The following is a 20,393-nucleotide window of genomic DNA, read 5'->3' as shown; positions in this document are numbered from 1 at the left end:
CGGTTAACTTACGCGCCTTGTTCTTCTTTTTGTTCTGCAACAGCTTTTGTTGCAAGAGCAAGATTGCGGATAGGTGCTTGTAGCACGCTGAGTAACATAGAAAGTAAACCTTCGCGTGATGGTAGTTCAGCTAGAGCTTTAACTTCTTCCACTGATGCGACGTTTCCTTCGATTACACCCGCTTTGATTTCTAATGCTTCGTGCTTTTTCGCGAAGTCATTAATAATTTTAGCTGGAGCAACAACATCTTCGTTACTGAATGCAATTGCGTTTGGACCTGTTAACGCTTCGTTAAGTCCAGATAATTCAGCAGCGTCTGCAGCACGACGAGTCATTGTATTTTTGTATACTTTGAAATCGATGCCTGCATCACGAAGTTGTTTACGTAGTTCTGTTACTTCCGCAACATTTAAACCACGGTAGTCAACTACAACTGTTGATTTACTATTTTTTAGTTTATCAGCAATTTCTGTTACGATCTGTTTCTTTTGTTCAATGATTGCACTGCCCATTCTGTACACCTCCTGTAAGAATTAATGCATTCATACCGGTCAATGAAAATACCTCTATATCTTCATGGACATAGAGGTATCTATACAATAGTCGTTTTTAAAAAACGATTCTTAAAAAAATCTATCGTATGAACCTCGGCAGGGAATTAAGCGGTTAGCACCTGCTGTCTACGGTACAAATGTTATTTGTATTTTTACAACAGAACCTATTATAGATACTAGGTTCATGTTTGTCAACATTTTTTATAGAGAAGCTCCGTCTACTTTTACGCTAGGACCCATAGTAGAAGTAATCGCTACGTTCTTCATATAAGTACCTTTTGCAGCAGCTGGTTTTACTTTTACCATTGTATCGAAAATAGTTTGGAAGTTTTCGATTAGTTTTTCATCTTCGAAAGATACTTTTCCGATTGGAACATGGACGTTTCCAGCTTTATCAACGCGATACTCAACTTTACCAGCTTTGATCTCGTTAACAGCCTTCGCTACATCAAAAGTAACAGTGCCTGTTTTAGGGTTTGGCATTAAACCTTTAGGTCCTAATACACGACCAAGTTTACCAACTTCACCCATCATGTCAGGTGTAGCTACGATTACATCAAATTCAAACCAACCTTGGTTGATTTTGTTGATGAATTCTGCATCGCCTACATAATCAGCTCCAGCAGCTTCTGCTTCTTTCGCCTTTTCACCTTTAGCAAATACTAATACTCTTTGTGTTTTACCAGTTCCATTAGGAAGAACCACAGCACCACGGATTTGTTGGTCTGCTTTCTTAGGGTCTACTCCTAAACGGAATGCAACTTCTACAGATGCATCGAATTTTGTAAAACTTGTTTTCTTAACAAGTTCAACTGCTTCGTTAATCGGGTAATGTTTCGTACGTTCAATCAGCTTTGCAGCTTCAACATACTTCTTACCTTTTTTAGCCATTATAATTTCCTCCTTGTTTGTGGTTTTAGCGGAATAACCTCCCACGTTAAAAGCACTGCATGTAATGTGCAGTAATAAAGGTTGCGAGTTGTTGTATGTCTCCCCGCAACCTTTATTCAAGACAATAAATCAGATTCGCCAACCGAATTGCGTCCGGAGGCTTCATTTCATCCAGCTGGGTTATCCCCCCTGAAAATGAAAAGCCATTAGCATTCATCTTCCTCATATAACAGAAGGATCTCTGCCGAACGAAATTAATCTTCGATAGAAATGCCCATGCTGCGTGCAGTACCTTCAACCATACGCATAGCCGATTCAACATCTGCTGCGTTTAGATCAGGCATTTTTGTTTCAGCAATCTCGCGTACTTTATCACGCTTAACTGTTGCTACTTTATTACGGTTAGGTTCACCTGAACCTGACTCGATTCCAGCTGCTTTTTTAAGTAAAACTGCAGCAGGTGGAGTTTTCGTAATAAACGTAAATGAACGGTCTTCAAATACCGTAATTTCAACTGGAATGATTAAGCCAGCTTGTTCAGCTGTACGAGCATTAAACTCCTTACAGAATCCCATGATATTAACACCTGCTTGACCTAGTGCTGGTCCTACCGGTGGAGCTGGGTTAGCTTTTGCTGCAGGGATTTGTAATTTAACCACTTTAATTACTTTTTTAGCCACGAGACACACCTCCTTAAGTCCGTGATGTGGTAATAGGGACAATTATGTAGGTCCCTCCCACTCATCTATCGTCTCTTTTAATATAAAAGACTTTACTATCGGCAACGCCTCAGAATAACTGAGACATACTGACTTTTGAAATGTTACCACTTTTTCTAATGAATTTCAAGTTTTCCTTTTATATTTTTTCAACTTGTGTATATTCGAGCTCAACCGGCGTGTCTCGACCGAACATATTTACTAACACTTTTATCTTTGCTTTATCTCTATCAATTTCTTCAATGGCTCCTGTAAAATCAGAAAATGGTCCTTCCTTCACCTTTACAGTTTCACCAACTTCAAAATCAATATCGATTGGTCTCTCATTAACACCTATATGTTTTAGTATGGAATTAATTTCTTCAGGTAATAGTGGCGTCGGCTTTGAACCCGCTCCTGCAGAACCAACAAACCCTGTTACTCCTGGCGTATTTCGGACAACATACCAAGAATCATCTGTCATGACCAATTCGACTAATACATAACCTGGGAAAACTTTACGCTTTACTACTTTTTTCTTGCCGTTTTTTATATCTGTTTCTTCTTCTTCTGGGACAACAACCCGAAATATTTTATCTTGCATACCCATTGACTCAACACGCTTTTCTAAATTGGTTTTTACTTTATTTTCATAACCTGAGTACGTGTGGACAACATACCAATTTTTTTCCATTTAAGGGGACCTTACGTCCTTCCCTCCCTGCATTAGTGTTATAAGAAAAGCGCACGCCTTCAACTTGAAAGAATCATTGAAGTATTTAAAAGCATAGTGCCAGCGCTGATGCTAAACTAATTTTCTTATGTTCGACTTTTCTTTACAAAACCAAAAAACCCGTTCCCGGGCTCTTTTGATTTTATTTACTTTTGTTATTTTCCATTATACCATTACAGGACAGGTGTTATTCAAGAATAAAGCGAATCAAATTAGAAATCCCAAGATCAATGACGGCGAAAAAGACTGCAAAGAATGCCACGGTTGCAAGAACCGTAATGGTGTAATTCGTCAGTTCTTTTCGTTTCGGCCAACTCACCTTTCTCATTTCACGTCCAACTTCACGGAAAAAATTCACGATGCGTTGCATTTCGTAACCTCCAAACTCCATAGACGAGTATTCTCTACTGTTTATTCTACTAGCTACTTTGTTTCACGGTGGATCGTATGAGATTGGCATTGATCACAATACTTTTTTAACTCTAGACGTTCCGATTCCTTTTTGCTCATTGTTGAGTAATTTCTTGACCCACATTTTGAACATGCAAGAACTGTTTTTTTTCTCATTTCCGCACCTACTATAGCTCTTTTATACCATAAAAATGTAACATGAGCGATTGGTCATGTCAATAACAGCAGGGTCTCCCTAACTGTCTAGAGCGTAAATTCTCTTACTTCTAAATAACGCTCAAGTTTCCTCTTTACACGCTGTAATGCGTTATCAATTGATTTAACATGACGGTTAAGTTCTTCTGAAATTTCCTGATAGGATTGTCCATCCAAATATAAAGAAAGGACCTTTCTCTCCAAATCACTTAATAATTCCGCCATCTTGACCTCTATAAGGTCAAACTCTTCTTGATTTATAATTAATTCCTCTGGGTCTAATACCTTTGCCCCTGATATAACGTCCATCAATGTCCGATCTGACTCTTCGTCATAAATAGGCTTATCTAACGAAACATAAGAGTTCAGCGGTATATGTTTTTGTCTAGTTGCTGTTTTGATAGCGGTTATAATTTGTCTCGTAATACATAATTCGGCAAATGCCTTGAAGGAAGACAGCTTGTCCCCTTTAAAATCGCGAATCGCCTTATATAGCCCTATCATGCCCTCTTGTACAATATCCTCACGATCAGCACCTATCAAAAAGTAAGATCGTGCTTTTGCCCGTACAAAGTTGCGATACTTATGAATTAAAAAATCAAGAGCCTCACTATCACCCTTGTGTACTAATTCAATAATTTCCTCATCCTCAAATTCTTTAAAGTGAATTTGATCATCGTTAAGCTTTGTCCCGAAGTATGAATTCAATTCAAGTCCCCCCGACCGTACAAGCATCCTAGCATAATTATACAGCACTTAAATTTCCAGCGTCAACCAAATCTTACTCACCTCGGCGCCATTTTTCAAAAATTTCAACCATTTCGTCACTTAGTTCAATTTTGGAGGCTGGCCTATCGTCAATAATATGCTTAACCTTTTTTCCAATGGCGTTTTCAATTGATTCCATTTCAATTAATAATTCTCTAGCGGATTTCCTCAATGCCCCTTGACCAAATATAGCCCATTGTTCTGTAAAATCAGATGTTGCCACATGAACTTGGGTTTTCCGATTACTTAATGCAATTGCTAACTTTTCTATCCGTTCATCTGCAGTCTCATTTTCCTTTGTAAAAATGACGTCAATTTGATAATTTTTATATTTTTTTTCTAATCCGTGTACACCATAAGCATCAAAAACGACAATTACTTTATATCCTGTAAACCCTTGATATTCTGCCATTTTTTCTACCAACAGATCTCTTGCGGCAGAAAGGTCCTTCATCTTTAATTCCTGTAGTTCAGGCCATGCCCCGATAATGTTGTAACCATCTACGAGTAAAATATCCATGACTATCCCTCTAGCGGATATCGTTTTCGATAGACTTCATACATTAATAAAGCCCCTGCAACTGATGCGTTTAATGATGTAACATGGCCTGCCATAGGTAAACGAATAAGAAAATCACATTTATCACGTACAAGTCGGCCCATGCCTTTCCCTTCGCTGCCAATGACCAGACCTAAAGGCATATTAGCATCAATTTGACGATAATCTTGCTTTCCTTTTGCATCTGTTCCGACAATCCATATGCCTCTTTCCTTTAATTCGTCAATCGTTCGGGCCATATTCGTAACCCTGGCAACTGGGATATGTTCAATAGCCCCGGTAGAAGCCTTAGCAACTGTGGCTGTCAGCCCCACTGCCCGCCGCTTCGGAATAATGATTCCATGTGCTCCAGTAGCATCTGCGGTTCTCATAATTGAGCCTAAATTATGTGGGTCTTCGATTTCATCCAGTAATAAAAAGAATGGCGTTTCATTTTTCTTCTCTGCGACTGCAAATAAATCATCGAGTTCAGCATATTGATAGGCAGCTACTTGTGCGATTACCCCTTGGTGATTCCCCTCCACCATGCCATCTATTTTTTTCTTAGGAACAAATTGTACGATTACATTGGCTTCTTTTGCCATGTTAATCACTTGTTGCATTTGGCCGCGATTGGATCCTTCCGCAATCCAAATCTTATTTATATCGTGGTTAGAACGAAGTGCTTCAAGAACAGCGTTTTTTCCCATGATAAAATCTTGGTTCATCTTAATTTCCTCCTTTCGTTTCGTCGATCAAGTCGAATGCATGTCCAATAATTGCTTCCAAACGTTCTTGTTTCCCTTCCAAATAGAGAGAGCCAATTAATGCTTCGAAGGCTGTGCTGTAACGATATGTTTGTACATCGGTATTTTTAGGGACAGAACCAGATTTCGCATTTCTCCCCCTTTTCAAAATAGCGACTTCCTCTTCACTGAAAAACCCCTCATCCTTCATGGCATGAAGAACATTGGATTGTGATTTAGCTGATACATACCGAGTGGCCTCTTTATGGAGAAGGTGGGGCTTGACTTGACCATGTTGTAACAAGTGATATCTTACATAGGCTTCAAGAACAGCATCGCCCATATAAGCTAGAGCGAGGCTGTTCAATTGTTTTCCATCTACCTTTTTTCCATAGTCAAGCATGATTTATCCTCTTTTCCATCTCGTACCTTGAGGAGTATCCTCTAAAATAATATTTAAATCTTTTAATTGGTCACGTATCTGATCTGCTAATTGGAAGTTTCGGTCTTTACGAGCTTGAATTCTCTGTTGAATTAAATCTTCAATTTCCTCATCAAGCAATTCTTCAGACATAATTTGTAAACCTAATACATTTAATAATTCATCAAATAAGGCAAGAAAACCATCAATGACTTCCACCGCTGTATTTTTTTCTAATAAATAACGATTAGCTAAAGTGGATAGCTCAAATAGAACAGATATTCCATTCGCCGTATTAAAATCATCGTCCATCGCTTTAATGAATGTACCCCTCAACGTATCCATTTGTTCGAACCATTCTTTGTTATTTTCAGTTAAGTCCGTACTCGCCTCTTTACGATGAGTTAAGTTTTGGTAAGACGTTTTAATTCGGTCTAGACCCGCTTTCGTATTTTCCAATAGTTCAGCACTGTAGTTAATCGGATGGCGGTAATGAACCGATAACATAAATAACCTCAATACTTGGGGATCAACTTCTTTTAAAATATCATGGACTAGCACAAAGTTCCCCAATGATTTAGACATTTTTTCATTGTCAATATTGATATAACCGTTATGCATCCAATAGCGAGCAAACGTTTTCCCTGTTAATGCCTCTGTTTGGGCAATTTCATTCTCATGATGCGGGAAGGCTAAGTCTTGACCACCTGCATGAATATCGATCGTATCCCCTAAGTATTTTTTTGCCATTGCTGAACACTCAATATGCCAACCTGGTCTGCCTTTTCCCCATGGGCTATCCCAATAAATCTCCCCTTCTTTAGCCTTTTTCCATAAGGCAAAGTCAAGGGAATCTTGTTTCTTTTCTCCGACTGCAATCCGTGCGCCTACTCGCAGTTCATCAATCGATTGTTGAGACAACTTCCCATATCCTTCGAAACGTCTTGTGTGAAAATAAACATCACCCTCTGATTCATAAGCAAATCCTTTATCAATCAATACGGAAATAAAATCTATTATAATATCCATATTTTCTGTTACGCGGGGGTGGGCATCTGCTTTTTGACACCCTAATGCAGTTACGTCTTCGAAATAAGCATCAATAAAGCGATCTGCAATTGTCGGTACATCTACACCGACTTCATTTGCTACGCGGATTAATTTATCATCAACATCCGTAAAGTTAGAGATGTAGCGAACATCATAGCCACGATACTGAAAATATCTTCTAACCGTATCAAACACAATTGCTGGTCTTGCATTCCCTATATGAATATAGTTATATACAGTAGGACCACACACATACATTTTTACCTTCCCATCTTCTAAAGGAATAAATTCTTCCTTTTTCCGTGAAAGCGTGTTATAGATTTGAATAGTCATGGTGTTTTTGACCCCTTTCCTTTTTTAACTCTTTTATTTCGTGGGTTAAACTTTCAATGGTCTTTTGCATTTCATTTAATCGATCTGCAACTGGATCTGGAAGGTTTGCATGATTGAAATCCTTTTTGACTTTAATCCCATCTTGGACAACGATTTTACCAGGTATCCCTACTACAGTTGAATTATCTGGTACATCCTGAAGAACGACAGAACCTCCACCTACCTTTGCATTTTCGCCAATTGTAATGGCTCCTAAAACTTTGGCTCCACTAGAAATTAATGCATTATCTTTCACAGTTGGGTGGCGCTTGCCTTTTTCCTTTCCCGTTCCACCTAATGTCACCCCTTGATAGATCGTTACATTATCCCCGATTTCACATGTCTCCCCAATCACAACCCCCATTCCATGGTCGATAAAAAGTTTTCTTCCTATCTTTGCGCCAGGGTGGATTTCAATTCCGGTAAAAAACCGATTAATTTGTGATACAAGACGTGCAAGGAAAAAATATTTCCTTTTGTGAAGCGCATGTGCGATCCGATGGGACCAGATCGCATGTAGTCCAGAATAGGTTAATATAACCTCAAAGCGACTCCTTGCAGCGGGATCTTGTTCTAATATCACGTCTATATCTTCTTTTAAGTTTCGAAACATACACTTCCCCTCCATTCATTAACCTCTTTAAATCCCATGGATGCTTTCTTTAATAAGATATTCCAATCTTAAGTCGAACAACTCTTTTAAAAAAGCTGTTTTCGTAAAGTTTGTTGTTAAAATTTAAAGGCCAATTTTAACGTGGACATAGCTATTTCTGGGCTTCAATTCAGTTTGTAGCTCTTTGCTCTTCTGTTAAAACCTGATACACAGTGTAAAGCTTAGGTCAAACATCTTATTTTTCATACTATAAGCAACAATGTCTGAGAAAAGAGCCTTAAAAAAACACAAAAAGCGTCTCTGTCATTACGACAGAGACGCTTTTTCTGCGCGGTTCCACTCTGTTTAAGTCTTTTTTACTTACAAGACTTCACTCTGCCCTTTAACGGTGGGACCCTCCGCCTGTATTTACTAACGATTTCAATACAAGACTCTGAGGCGCATTCAGAAAACGAGAGGCTTTGAACCCCTTTCAGCCGGTGAAGGTTCTCTCTGACAAAGGTTTTATATCAAATTCGTCCACCGAATTTGTGCCCGGATTCACGCTTCAAAACACCACATCCTGTGGCATTCGCCTGACTAGGACGTTCTTCCGTTGTCAAGCCCGCACGAAAAAATACACTTAAAAAATCCGAGGCATACGCCGGGAGGCTTAACTTCATTCAGCAAAGGTTTGAATCTCGTCAGATTTGAAAAATCCTATGTGTATACATCTTTCACTTATTGAAAGGAAAGACTTCTGCTGAATAAAGTTAAAAAACCATTTAAAAAAGCTTCATTTTCCTACTATTCCTCATCTACACTTTTTCACTATTTGATTCATTTTACTTTACTATATTACATTTTTGCAGATTTGTTAATTAAATTAATTGTCTAATTCTTGAATTTACCTTTTCTACACCTAATAATTCAATTGTTTTCATCAAATCTGGTCCATGGGTTTGACCAGTAGTCGCCACCCGAAGGGGCATAAATAGTTTTTTGCCTTTATGTCCGGTTGTCTTCTGAACTACTTTAACGGCCTTTTTAATCTCCTCAGCTGTAAATGACCCCAAATTCTCAACTTCATTCAGAAAAGCAGCAAGAACTTCTGGAACTTGTTCTTCTGTTATAACTGCTTTCGCCTCTTCATCCATGACAACTTCATCAGAGAAGAAGATTTTCGAATGATCAACAATTTCCGCTCCATAACTCATCCGTTCTTGATTTAGAGCGATCAATTCACGCACCCAACGCTCTTCTTGTTCTGTTCGACTTTCTTTCACTAGACCCGCTTTCACTAAATGCGGTAAAGTGATTTCCACAGCGCGGTCAAGTTCAAGTGATTTCATGTACTGGTTATTCATCCATGTCAGCTTTTGTTTATCAAATAAAGCAGGTGATTTTGATAAGCGTTTACTATCAAATATCCGAATGAAGTCTTCTTTGGAGAAAATCTCCTCTTCCCCCTCTGGAGACCACCCTAACAAGCCAATAAAGTTAAATAACGCTTCTGGGATGTACCCTAATTCTTCATACTGCTCAATAAATTGGATGATCGACCCATCCCGCTTGCTAAGTTTTTTACGGCTTTCATTGACAATCAATGTCATATGGCCAAATACAGGTGGTTCCCAACCAAAAGCGTCATAAATCATTAATTGTTTAGGTGTATTAGAGATATGGTCATCCCCACGCAGGACATGAGTCATTTCCATTAAATGGTCATCGACAGTTACAGCAAAGTTATATGTTGGGATTCCGTCCTTTTTAACAATAACGTGGTCACCAATCCCTTCACTCTCAAACGAAACATGACCTTTTACCATGTCATCAAATGAGTAGACTTTTCCTTGTGGAACTTTAAAGCGAATGCTTGGTTTTCTGCCTTCTGCTTCTAGTTTCTGTTGTTCCTCTGTCGATAAGTGACGGCATTTCCCTGAGTACTGTGGTGTTTCACCTTTTGCCATCTGTTCTTCTCGCTCTTGTTCTAATTCCTCTTCCGTACAGTAACATTTATAAGCAAACCCTTTTTCCAAAAGTTCTTTGTAATACACTTCATAAATGTGGTTTCGTTCTGATTGTCGATATGGGCCGTACTCTCCGCCTACATCTACGCCCTCATCCCAATCAATTCCAAGCCAGTCTAAATATTTAAGTTGGCTAGCTTCCCCACCTTCAACATTCCGCTTTTGGTCAGTGTCTTCAATACGGATGATAAACTTTCCATTGTGATGTCGAGCAAACAGATAATTAAATAAGGCTGTACGGGCATTTCCAATATGTAAAAAACCTGTTGGACTTGGTGCATATCTTACACGAACTTCTTTCGCCATGTTTTACTCCTCCAAAATCGAAAAGCGTAAGCGCCTTGCCCAGCGACGTATAGACTGACTTGCACAGGATGTGCTGAATTTGACGTTCGCCACAGGACGTGGCGGCCTTTAGTTGATGTACTCCTCAGACTGAGAAAAAGGAAACACGATGAGCACGACAATGCAAATCGATGTTGACGCAATCGTTGAGGAGGAATGCGAAGTCCACTAGGCGCTAGGCGCTGAAGCTAATCACTTTTCCTATTCTTATTTTCCTCTTTAACACACTTGTATTACCTATTTCTGCTTTAACAATACAACAACCTGAGCGGCGATTCCTTCCTCACGTCCAACAAAACCCAGCTTCTCGGTCGTTGTGGCCTTCACGTTAATCCGATCTGTTGTTGTTTCTAATAACTCTGCAATTCTTTCCTTCATTGGTTCAATATAAGGGGCCATTTTTGGCTTTTGAGCAATAATCGTGCAATCTGCATTCACTAGTTCATAGCCTTTTTTCTTTACAAGTCCCCATACTTGTTTAAGCAATATACTAGAATCCACATTTTTAAATTCCGGATCCGTATCCGGGAAGTGTCTGCCAATATCACCTTCACCAATTGCACCCAAACAGGCATCTGTCACTGTATGTAATAATACGTCAGCATCAGAATGGCCTATTAACCCTTTTTCATAAGGAATCGTAATACCACCAATAATCAGCGGTCGATTTTCAGCGAATTGATGAACATCAAATCCTTGTCCAATACGAAACATTCAGTAGTCTCCTTTTTTCTATTTGCGACTCCGTTTATGCAAGAACATTTCCGCTACAAATAAATCTTCCGGTGTCGTTAATTTTATATTATTATAGCTTCCCTCAACAATTATAACATCCCGACCTAAGCGTTCAACAAGGCTCGCATCATCTGTACCTAAAAAACCATCCTTCATCGCTGTTTCATGTGCCTCACGTAAGAGTGGCACACGAAAAGCTTGTGGGGTTTGGATGGCCCACAAGCTAGAACGTTCAACCGTTTCTTTCACCTTATTACCAATAACCTTTTTTACCGTATCTTTAACAGGGACAGCTGGTACGGAAGCACCATATTCCTTAGCTGCTACAACCAAATCAGCAATTAAATCTAAATCAACAAAAGGACGCGCTCCATCATGAACAAGCACGATGCCATCTTCTTTGATTGTCTGTATCCCATGAAAGACACTGTATTGTCTTTCTTCTCCACCCGGTGCAAAAGCGATTACTTTTTTGATTCCAAACCTTTGTAAGGCATGTTTAAATTCATCTTTTTCATTTTCGTTAATGACGAGAACGACTCCCGTACAATTTTTATCCTTTTCAAAGACCTTTAGTGTATGGATAAAAATGGGTTCTCCTTCTAACTCTAAAAACAGTTTGTTTTTCCCTGCTCCCATTCTTTTACCCTGACCTGCTGCAGGGATAATGACTTGATAAGTCATAACCGTACTCCTATCTTATCTAGCGTTATAGTGCCTTTTCTAATAGTTTAGGCTTCGCAAAAATCATTCGACCTGCAGATGTTTGCAAAACACTTGTTACTAGTACATCAAGGTGCTTACCAATATAGTTACGGCCTTCCTCAACAACGATCATTGTACCATCATCTAAATAAGCAATCCCTTGATTATGCTCTTTTCCATCTTTAATGACTTGAACATTCATTTCTTCACCTGGTAAAACAACTGGTTTCACCGCATTTGCCAGATCATTAATATTTAATACAGATACTTGTTGTAATTCACATACTTTATTCAAGTTGAAATCATTTGTAACAACAATTCCATTCGTGATCTTAGCTAGTTTTACTAGCTTACTGTCTACTTCATGAATATCCTCAAAATCGCCTTCATAAATCTCAACTTTGATTTCAAGTTCTTTTTGAATTCGATTTAAAATGTCAAGACCCCTTCTTCCTCGATTTCTTTTCAACACATCTGAGGAATCGGCAATATGCTGCAATTCAGCTAGGACAAATTGTGGGATGACAATTGTACCTTCTAGAAAGCCAGTCTGACAAATATCAGCAATCCTACCATCGATAATAACACTCGTATCAAGAATCTTCAAACCATTTTTAGGTTTAGCATTCTCTTCTTCTGCCGGTTTCCGTTTTTGTTTCAAAAATAATCCTAATAACTCTTCCTTCTTCTTAAAACCAACTTGAAAACCTAAATAACCAAATAATAAGGTTAACAAAATAGGACCTACAGTATTTAAAAAGGGTACTGAAATCGCATTAAGTGCATAACCAATTAAGAAGGCAACGATAAGTCCAAAACCAAGTCCAATACTTCCAGAGATAATGTCTGTAATGGGTGCCTTAACTAAAGATTCCTCAATCCACTTGATAAAATTCACAACATGATCAATCGCCCAGAAAGTAATAAGATAAAAGATAAGAGAACCTAAAATAACAGAAACATATGGGTTATTAACTAGAGGAATGTCATTAGAAAACATTAAATTGTATAAGTCAGGTATCAAAATCAGTCCCAAGGTACCCCCAATAATAAGGAAACACACTTGAACAATTCTTCTTAACATTCCTTCACCTCCTTTTTATTAAGTATTAACATTTTAGGGAAATCAAAACCTTCTTTATATATATTTTACTATAAAAAAGTCATTTACACTTATTACAAACACATTAAATCACATCATACTCGTCTATCAGCAAATAATTGGTCTCTAAAAAACTTCAAGCCCTCTTTAATTTTCCGAGCCCTTACTTCACCAATCCCTTCTACTTCATCTAGATCATCTACCGTAGCTTTAATAATAAATGGGAGTTGCCCGAACTGGTCAATTAGATTTTCAATGATAATCGGAGGAAGTCGTGAAATTTTACTTAACATACGATAGCCGCGTGGGCATTTTAATTCATCAAGATGGATATACCCTTGATAACCTAATTGTCTTAAAAGCGCTTGGTCTTCGATCGCTTCTACATGGGACAACTCATGCAATGTCTGCACTGCTTCGCTTACGTTAATCGTTCTCGAATGAGCATAATCTTTAATGAATAACTTTAACTCTCTTTCCATATCGGAAAGAAGCTCATTCATTTGTAAGCGAATTAAACGCCCTTCTGTCCCTAATTCGTTTAAATAGGTTAGTAATTCATTCTTAATCCTTAAAACCATTCTGAACCGCTGAATCACTTGTAAAATATCATTGAACGTAACAATTTCCTCAAACTCTAATAGGCTTAAATTTGTTACACTTTGTTCTAACACTACTTTATATTTTTCAAGTGTTTGTAAGGCTTGATTGGCCTTTGTTAAAATAACACCAATATCTCTAAGGGCATATTGCAAATGTCCATGATAAAGGGTAATGACATGCCTTCTTTGAGAAATCGCAATGACAAGATTTCCTGTTTGTTTTGCCACCCTTTCAGCTGTACGATGACGCATTCCTGTCTCAGAGGAGGGGATGCTTGTATCTGGAGTCAATTGTGCGTTGGCAATCAATATCTTATTGCCTGTTTCATTTAGGATAATAGCTCCATCCATTTTGGAGAGCTCATATAAGTAACTTGGTGAAAAAGAACAGTTGATCTGAAATCCGCCATCAACAATGTTTTTAACCTTTTCATTATAACCTACTACAATCAGTCCACCTGTATTGGCCCTTAAAACATTTTCGATGCCCTCTCGAATGGGTGTACCAGGGGCCATAAATGACAGTATCTTACTCATGGTTTGGTCGTTTAACCTTTTGTTATCCATGTTTTATCCCCCTAATGCAACTTGCAAAGCTTCCTTAACAGAGGTGACTCCAATTAATTGGATTCCTTTCGGTGCTGTCCAACCACCAATATTGTTAGCAGGTAAAATAATTCGTTCAAATCCAAGCTTCTCCGCTTCCTGAACTCGTTGCTCGATCCTTGACACCCTTCTAACTTCACCTGTTAAGCCAACCTCTCCAATGATACAGTCTGTTGCTTTTGTCGGCTTATCAAGAAAGCTTGAGGCAATACTAATGGCTACAGCTAAATCAATGGCTGGTTCATCCAGTTTCACTCCGCCTGCTACCTTTAAGTATGCATCTTGATTTTGAAGAAGCATCCCCACTCTCTTTTCTAATACAGCCATAAGCAGGGGCACCCGATTATGGTCAATCCCCGTCGCCATCCGTCTTGGATTCCCAAAGCTTGTTGGGGAGATAAGCGCCTGAATTTCCACTAGAACGGGTCTTGTTCCTTCCATTGAGGCAACAACAGTTGAACCGGCTGCACCGTGAGAACGTTCTTCTAGGAACATTTCAGATGGGTTTTCCACCTCTTCTAAGCCTGACTCCCGCATTTCAAATATCCCCATCTCGTTTGTTGATCCAAAACGATTTTTGACCGCACGCAAAATGCGATATGTATGATGACGCTCACCTTCAAAATATAAAACGGTATCAACCATATGTTCTAAAATACGAGGGCCCGCAATCGATCCTTCTTTTGTCACGTGACCAACGATAAAAATAGCAATCCCCTTTGTTTTAGCAATTCTCATAAGTTCAGCTGTACATTCACGTACTTGAGAGACACTTCCTGGGGCTGAGGTGACCTCAGGATGAAAGATCGTCTGAATGGAATCGATGATCACAAATTCAGGTTTTGACGTCTCAATCGTCAAACTAACCTCTTCTAAATTCGTCTCAGAGTAAACCATTAACTGCTCCGAGGTAACCCCTAACCTTTCTGCCCTAAGTTTTGTTTGTCTCAATGACTCTTCCCCTGAAATATATAGAACAGAATGCTTTTTATTCGCTAATTGAGAGGATACTTGCAGAAGCAAGGTGGACTTCCCTATTCCCGGGTCACCACCAATCAGAACAAGTGAACCTTTTACGATCCCTCCACCGAGAACCCGATTTAACTCTTTCGAATCGGTATTAATTCTGGCCTCATTCTCAATATCAATGGCTGTAATGCTCATTGGTTTTGCAACAATTGCCGTAGCCTCGGAGTGTAGGAAAGCACCTCTTTTTGCAGGGGGCTTCTCAATCTCCTCGACCATTTTATTCCAAGCGCCGCAACCAGGACATTTTCCCATCCATTTTGGAGATTCATAGCCACAATCTTGACACATAAACTTTGTTTTTCTTTTTGCCATTTACCTTCATCATCACTTTCCATACAATTGTCTTCTTTTGAAAGTATATTATATTCCTGTTATTTATAAAACATGATTAAAAACCCTATTTTAAAAAAGGAGTACACGTGATTTCGTGTACCCCTTTATCCAAGTTAAGTTATTGTCGGATATCTAGTTGACTTAATTTTGTAATTGAGACTCAGGAATCGATGTGGATGAACGGATAACAAATTCATCATTTTCAACATCAATGGCTACGATCTGTCCTGTTAACACTGTGCCTTTAAGAAGCTCTTCTGAGAGACGATCCTCTATATGCTTTTGAATAGCTCTACGGAGAGGTCTGGCTCCATATTCCGGATCGTAACCCTCTTTAGCAATTTTCTCTAACGCAGCTTCTGTAAGTTCTAATGTTATGTCTTGTTCTTTTAATCGTTTGATTAATTGATTAGCCAATAGAACAACAATTTCTTTCAAATGTTTTCTCTCTAAGGAATGGAAAACAATCGTTTCATCGACACGGTTTAGGAATTCTGGACGGAAGGCCTTTTTCAATTCCTCCATTACCTTTCCCTTCATGTCTTTATATTCTTGTTGTGTATCATTAATATTGAAACCAACATATTTGTTTTGTTGTAAGGCAGATGCACCTACGTTTGAAGTCATAATGACTACTGTGTTACGGAAGTCAACTGTTCTTCCTTTTGAATCAGTTAATCTTCCGTCGTCTAATACTTGTAAAAGGATATTGAACACATCTGGATGTGCCTTTTCAATTTCATCTAACAATACTACAGAGTATGGCTTTCTCCTTACCTTTTCAGTAAGCTGTCCGCCCTCCTCATATCCTACATACCCAGGAGGTGAACCAACTAAACGGGAAGTTGAATGTTTTTCCATGTATTCGGACATATCGATTCGAATCATCGCATCTTCATCGCCAAACATAGCCTCAGCCAATGCTCTTGCCAACTCTGTTTTACCTACACCTGTTGGGCCAAGGAAGATAAACGATCCGATCGGACGCTTTGGATCTTTCAAACCTGCACGCGCACGACGAACAGCTTTAGAAATTGCCACAACGGCCTCATCCTGGCCAATTACACGTGAATGAAGGATTTCTTCTAAGTTTAACAATTTATCAGTTTCTGTTTGGGCAAGTTTTGAAACTGGGATTCCAGTCCAACTAGCTACAACACTTGCGACGTCTTCTACTGTTACTTCGCTATTTTCTTGTCCTTGTTTTTCCTTCCAAACCTTCTTTGTTTCTTCTAATTGTTCACGAAGGCGTTGCTCTGAATCTCTAAGTGAAGCAGCCTTTTCAAATTCTTGACTTTGTACAGCTGCATCCTTTTCTTTACGGATCTCCTCTAATTTTACTTCCAATTCTTTTAAATCAGGTGGAGTTGTATAGGAACGAAGGCGAACCTTTGATCCAGCCTCATCAATTAAGTCAATGGCCTTATCTGGTAGGAAACGGTCCGAAATATAACGATCTGATAGCTTAACTGCAGCATCAATTGCCTCGTCAGTGATAGACACTCTATGATGAGCTTCATAACGGTCACGTAATCCTGTCAAAATTTGTACTGACTCCTCTAAAGTAGGTTCATCAACTGTAATCGGCTGGAAACGTCTTTCCAATGCTGCATCTTTTTCAATATATTTTCTGTATTCATCCAATGTTGTGGCACCAATACATTGCAGTTCTCCACGTGCAAGAGACGGCTTAAGGATGTTCGATGCATCAATTGCACCTTCCGCTCCACCAGCACCAATTAATGTGTGAAGTTCATCAATAAATAAAATGATATTTCCCGCTTGACGAATTTCATCCATTACCTTTTTCAAACGGTCTTCAAATTCACCACGGTATTTCGTACCTGCAACAACCGTACCCATATCTAAAGTCATTACACGTTTATTTCGTAAAGTTTCAGGTACTTCATTTTGTACAATTTGCTGAGCAAGTCCTTCAGCAACCGCCGTTTTACCAACACCAGGTTCTCCGATTAATACAGGGTTGTTTTTAGTGCGGCGGCTTAATACTTCAATCACACGTTGAATCTCTTTACTACGACCAATAACCGGATCCAGGCTTCCTTCACGTGCAATCGCTGTTAAATCACGAGCTAGACTATCAAGAGTAGGAGTGTTTGCATTGGCTGTTGAACCACCTTGATGTGAACCAGATTCATTACTTCCAAGGAGCTGTAGCACTTGTTGGCGTGCTTTATTTAAACTAACACCAAGATTATTTAAGACTCGAGCCGCAACACCTTCTCCTTCACGGATCAATCCTAATAATATATGTTCTGTCCCTACATAGGAATGGCCAAGTTTCCGTGCTTCATCCATTGATAACTCGGTAACCTTTTTGGCTCGTGGGGTATAGTGGATGGATCCTGGTGTGTCTTGACCTCTACCTATTAAATCTTCTACTTCCTTTTGGATTTTTTCAGAGCTAAGACCTAACGCATATAAAGCTTTAGCGGCAATTCCTTCACCTTCACGTACTAGTCCTAGTAGAATATGCTCTGTACCAATATTGTTATGACCTAAGCGAATGGCCTCTTCCTGGGCTAAAGCTAATACCTTTTGAGCTCTTTCTGTAAATCGTCCAAACATCATGTCCATTCCTCCCTACTCTTATTATTTTTCCAAATGGAGTCTTTCTCTTATTAAAGTAGCCCGACGAATATCCCGTTCATTTGGCCTTAATGGGCCTCCGGCATATTGCTGTAAAAATCCAGGCTGGGTTAATATCATTAATTCATTTAAAATATTTCTAGAGATGTTTTCGATATAACCAATATCAATTCCTAGTCTCACATCAGATAAGCATTTAGCTGCTTCTTTTGTTTCAATAATTCTGCTATTGGTTAATACTCCAAGTGATCGATATACGCGGTCTTCAAGCTGAATATTTGAAGTTTTTACTAATGTATCACGAACAGCTCTTTCTTGGGAAACAATTTGACTAACAACACTTTTTAAATCTTCTACAATATCCTGTTCAGATTTACCCAATGTAATTTGATTGGAGATTTGAAAGATGTTTCCTAATGCTTCGCTGCCTTCCCCATAAATTCCTCTAACAACTAAACCCAATTGATTAATTGCTGGAATAATTCGATTTATTTGCTGTGTCATAACTAAACCTGGTAAGTGAATCATAACTGAGGCACGAAGCCCGGTTCCAACATTTGTTGGGCAACTTGTTAAATAGCCAAACTTCTCATCATAAGCATAATCAATTTGTTCCTCAATCCAATCATCTATTTCAAATGCAGTATTCAATGCTTCTTGCAGTTGTAAACCAGAGTATATGCACTGAATTCTTATATGATCCTCCTCATTAATCATAATACTGATTTCTTCGTTTTCGGTTAATAAACATGCTCCATGTTTGGCATTTTCGGCCAAATGTGGACTTATCAAGTGTTTTTCAACTAACACTCTTTTTTGAAGTGGCTGCAACTCATCCATTACTAGCAAATCCATATTTCCCTTTTTCGTATATGGAGTTATGTTTACCCGTTTTTTAATTTCTTCAATCACCTGTAAAGCTTCCTCATTTGAGTTAAGGAAAGAATATTTATAATTATCCATATTTCTTGCTAATCGTACTCTAGAACTTAATACAATATCACAATCAGGACCCTCTGTATTCATCCATGAACTGACGGCCTGATTTAAAAATCTTTCTAATGACAACTTAATTCCCTCCCCCACTAGAATGATCTAATTTTTGGTCTAGTAGGCGAATCTCGTCCCTAACAAGAGCAGCCTTTTCAAATTCTTCATTGGCTATCAACTGTTGAAGCTGATTTTTTAAATCCTCAATATTTTTCTTAATGTGCATCGTTCCACCGACACGTTTTGGAATCTTTCCGTGATGTGTCCAGTTTCCGCCATGTAATCTTTTGAAAATAGGATCTAACTCTTCCTTAAAAGTTGAATAGCAATGAGAACATCCAAAACGTCCGACCTTTAAGAATTGATTCAGAGTCATTGAACAATGATTGCACTGAAGTACTTCTTGTTGTTGGAATGGATTTTGCTGCTGTTGTTTTACATTCGGTTCTATGTTAAATAAACCTGCTAATAAATTATTTATTGAAAAACCGGAGGTATTATTGAACATATATATGTCACCTTTTTCTTGTGCACAGTGTTCACAGAGGTGAAATTGTTCTTTTTCCCCGTTAATTATTTTTGTAAAGTGTAAAGTTGCAGGACGTTGATTACATTCTTGACATACCATAATAACACCTCTTTTGCTTCCTACTTGTATTTTAATGTTTGGAGCATCGCCTTCAACATTCGTGCTCGCAATTCATCTCGATGTGGAAGCTCGATATATAAAACGGAACGGTCAATCACGCTTAACATGATTCTAGCCTCCCGTTTAGAAATAATTTCTTCTTCAACTAATCGGTAGATCACATCCTCAGCGCTTCCCTGTGTAACTCTTTCTTTAATGATACCGATTAATTGGTCGATTAAATGTGCATGATCATAAGAGTGAACCTTCATGATACGGATATATCCGCCACCCCCGCGCTTGCTTTCTACCACATATCCTTTTTCTATAGTAAACCGGGTGTTAATCACATAGTTAATCTGCGAAGGAACGCATTGGAATTTATCAGCAATTTCATTACGCTTGATTTCTACTACTTCTTTTTCACTCATCTTCATGACTTGTTTTAAGTAGTTTTCAATGATATCTGAGATGTTTCGCACCAAGCTTCCTCCCCTCTGACTTTGACTATATTTGACTTTTATTATACATGATGAAACCTTTTATATGCAAATAATCGGACTCTAATAATTTTGCCATTTTTATAGGTTCTCAAACCTAAAATTGAGCTCTTAACTAAATTATGTATTCAAATCTATGTTTGTAAATGTAGGGGGATAGTATTATATATATTTCTTAATGGCTGATTCATGATACTTTTTATATATTC

General features: G+C 38.5%; 22 protein-coding genes and 1 other annotated feature. All 22 genes read right to left on the bottom strand.

The window, feature by feature from the left end; translation table 11 throughout:
* Positions 1 to 8: 8 nt before the first annotated feature.
* Positions 9 to 512, bottom strand: a complete 504-nt coding sequence (gene rplJ / locus R4Z10_RS00600) for a 50S ribosomal protein L10 (RefSeq protein WP_338471322.1) — start codon at positions 510 to 512, stop codon at positions 9 to 11.
* Between the two features lie 36 nt (positions 513 to 548).
* Positions 549 to 704 (bottom strand) — a sequence feature (ribosomal protein L10 leader region).
* A 51-nt stretch (positions 705 to 755) separates the two neighbouring features.
* The gene (gene rplA / locus R4Z10_RS00595) at positions 756 to 1,445 is read right to left on the bottom strand and encodes a 50S ribosomal protein L1 (RefSeq protein ID WP_338471321.1); all 690 of its coding nucleotides are present in this window, start codon (positions 1,443 to 1,445) and stop codon (positions 756 to 758) included.
* 254 nt (positions 1,446 to 1,699) lie between these two features.
* Positions 1,700 to 2,125: a 50S ribosomal protein L11 gene (gene rplK, locus R4Z10_RS00590; protein ID WP_338471320.1), complete on the bottom strand. Its 426-nt coding sequence runs from the start codon at positions 2,123 to 2,125 to the stop codon at positions 1,700 to 1,702.
* A 178-nt stretch (positions 2,126 to 2,303) separates the two neighbouring features.
* Complete coding sequence (gene nusG / locus R4Z10_RS00585; RefSeq protein WP_338471319.1) at positions 2,304 to 2,837, bottom strand: transcription termination/antitermination protein NusG; 534 nt, start codon at positions 2,835 to 2,837, stop codon at positions 2,304 to 2,306.
* Positions 2,838 to 3,063: 226 nt separating this feature from the next.
* Positions 3,064 to 3,246: a preprotein translocase subunit SecE gene (secE, locus tag R4Z10_RS00580; protein WP_338471318.1), complete on the bottom strand. Its 183-nt coding sequence runs from the start codon at positions 3,244 to 3,246 to the stop codon at positions 3,064 to 3,066.
* Positions 3,247 to 3,299: 53 nt separating this feature from the next.
* Positions 3,300 to 3,443: a 50S ribosomal protein L33 gene (gene rpmG / locus R4Z10_RS00575; RefSeq protein WP_338471317.1), complete on the bottom strand. Its 144-nt coding sequence runs from the start codon at positions 3,441 to 3,443 to the stop codon at positions 3,300 to 3,302.
* Between the two features lie 87 nt (positions 3,444 to 3,530).
* The gene (gene sigH, locus R4Z10_RS00570; protein WP_338471316.1) at positions 3,531 to 4,217 is read right to left on the bottom strand and encodes an RNA polymerase sporulation sigma factor SigH; all 687 of its coding nucleotides are present in this window, start codon (positions 4,215 to 4,217) and stop codon (positions 3,531 to 3,533) included.
* A 46-nt stretch (positions 4,218 to 4,263) separates the two neighbouring features.
* Positions 4,264 to 4,770 carry an NYN domain-containing protein gene (locus tag R4Z10_RS00565; protein WP_338471315.1) on the bottom strand — a complete coding sequence of 169 codons (507 nt, stop codon included), beginning with the start codon at positions 4,768 to 4,770 and terminating at the stop codon, positions 4,264 to 4,266.
* Between the two features lie 2 nt (positions 4,771 to 4,772).
* Entirely contained in the window at positions 4,773 to 5,516 is a 744-nt protein-coding gene (gene rlmB, locus R4Z10_RS00560; RefSeq protein ID WP_338471314.1) for a 23S rRNA (guanosine(2251)-2'-O)-methyltransferase RlmB, read from the bottom strand.
* A 1-nt stretch (position 5,517) separates the two neighbouring features.
* Positions 5,518 to 5,937, bottom strand: coding sequence for a Mini-ribonuclease 3 (locus R4Z10_RS00555; protein ID WP_338471313.1), 420 nt, complete (start codon positions 5,935 to 5,937; stop codon positions 5,518 to 5,520).
* 3 nt (positions 5,938 to 5,940) lie between these two features.
* Complete coding sequence (cysS, locus tag R4Z10_RS00550; protein WP_338471312.1) at positions 5,941 to 7,338, bottom strand: cysteine--tRNA ligase; 1,398 nt, start codon at positions 7,336 to 7,338, stop codon at positions 5,941 to 5,943.
* Positions 7,319 to 7,990, bottom strand: coding sequence for a serine O-acetyltransferase EpsC (epsC, locus tag R4Z10_RS00545; RefSeq protein WP_338471311.1), 672 nt, complete (start codon positions 7,988 to 7,990; stop codon positions 7,319 to 7,321). The genes cysS and epsC overlap by 20 nt, the downstream gene beginning before the upstream one ends.
* Before the next feature lie 860 nt (positions 7,991 to 8,850).
* Positions 8,851 to 10,305, bottom strand: coding sequence for a glutamate--tRNA ligase (gene gltX / locus R4Z10_RS00540; RefSeq protein ID WP_338471310.1), 1,455 nt, complete (start codon positions 10,303 to 10,305; stop codon positions 8,851 to 8,853).
* Between the two features lie 276 nt (positions 10,306 to 10,581).
* Positions 10,582 to 11,058, bottom strand: coding sequence for a 2-C-methyl-D-erythritol 2,4-cyclodiphosphate synthase (ispF, locus tag R4Z10_RS00535; protein WP_338471309.1), 477 nt, complete (start codon positions 11,056 to 11,058; stop codon positions 10,582 to 10,584).
* Positions 11,059 to 11,076: 18 nt separating this feature from the next.
* Positions 11,077 to 11,763, bottom strand: coding sequence for a 2-C-methyl-D-erythritol 4-phosphate cytidylyltransferase (gene ispD, locus R4Z10_RS00530; protein WP_338471308.1), 687 nt, complete (start codon positions 11,761 to 11,763; stop codon positions 11,077 to 11,079).
* A 25-nt stretch (positions 11,764 to 11,788) separates the two neighbouring features.
* Complete coding sequence (locus R4Z10_RS00525; protein WP_338471307.1) at positions 11,789 to 12,868, bottom strand: PIN/TRAM domain-containing protein; 1,080 nt, start codon at positions 12,866 to 12,868, stop codon at positions 11,789 to 11,791.
* A 113-nt stretch (positions 12,869 to 12,981) separates the two neighbouring features.
* A complete protein-coding gene (gene disA / locus R4Z10_RS00520) occupies positions 12,982 to 14,055 on the bottom strand; it encodes a DNA integrity scanning diadenylate cyclase DisA (protein ID WP_338471306.1) in 1,074 nt (357 codons plus the stop codon).
* A 3-nt stretch (positions 14,056 to 14,058) separates the two neighbouring features.
* Positions 14,059 to 15,435 (bottom strand): DNA repair protein RadA, encoded by a 1,377-nt coding sequence (gene radA / locus R4Z10_RS00515; RefSeq protein WP_338471305.1) that lies wholly within the window; start codon positions 15,433 to 15,435, stop codon positions 14,059 to 14,061.
* A 162-nt stretch (positions 15,436 to 15,597) separates the two neighbouring features.
* Positions 15,598 to 18,048 (bottom strand): ATP-dependent protease ATP-binding subunit ClpC, encoded by a 2,451-nt coding sequence (gene clpC / locus R4Z10_RS00510; RefSeq protein ID WP_338471304.1) that lies wholly within the window; start codon positions 18,046 to 18,048, stop codon positions 15,598 to 15,600.
* 21 nt (positions 18,049 to 18,069) lie between these two features.
* Complete coding sequence (locus tag R4Z10_RS00505) at positions 18,070 to 19,134, bottom strand: protein arginine kinase (protein WP_338471303.1); 1,065 nt, start codon at positions 19,132 to 19,134, stop codon at positions 18,070 to 18,072.
* A gap of 1 nt (position 19,135) precedes the next feature.
* Positions 19,136 to 19,684, bottom strand: a complete 549-nt coding sequence (locus tag R4Z10_RS00500) for a UvrB/UvrC motif-containing protein (RefSeq protein WP_338471302.1) — start codon at positions 19,682 to 19,684, stop codon at positions 19,136 to 19,138.
* A 20-nt stretch (positions 19,685 to 19,704) separates the two neighbouring features.
* On the bottom strand, positions 19,705 to 20,166 hold the full coding sequence (locus R4Z10_RS00495) for a CtsR family transcriptional regulator (RefSeq protein ID WP_338471301.1): 462 nt from the start codon (positions 20,164 to 20,166) through the stop codon (positions 19,705 to 19,707).
* Positions 20,167 to 20,393: the final 227 nt, after the last annotated feature.

This window comes from Niallia sp. XMNu-256, from assembly GCF_036670015.1.
In the GTDB taxonomy this organism is placed as follows: domain Bacteria; phylum Bacillota; class Bacilli; order Bacillales; family Cytobacillaceae; genus Bacillus_BD.
This window is presented reverse-complemented; position numbering and strand designations above follow the sequence as displayed.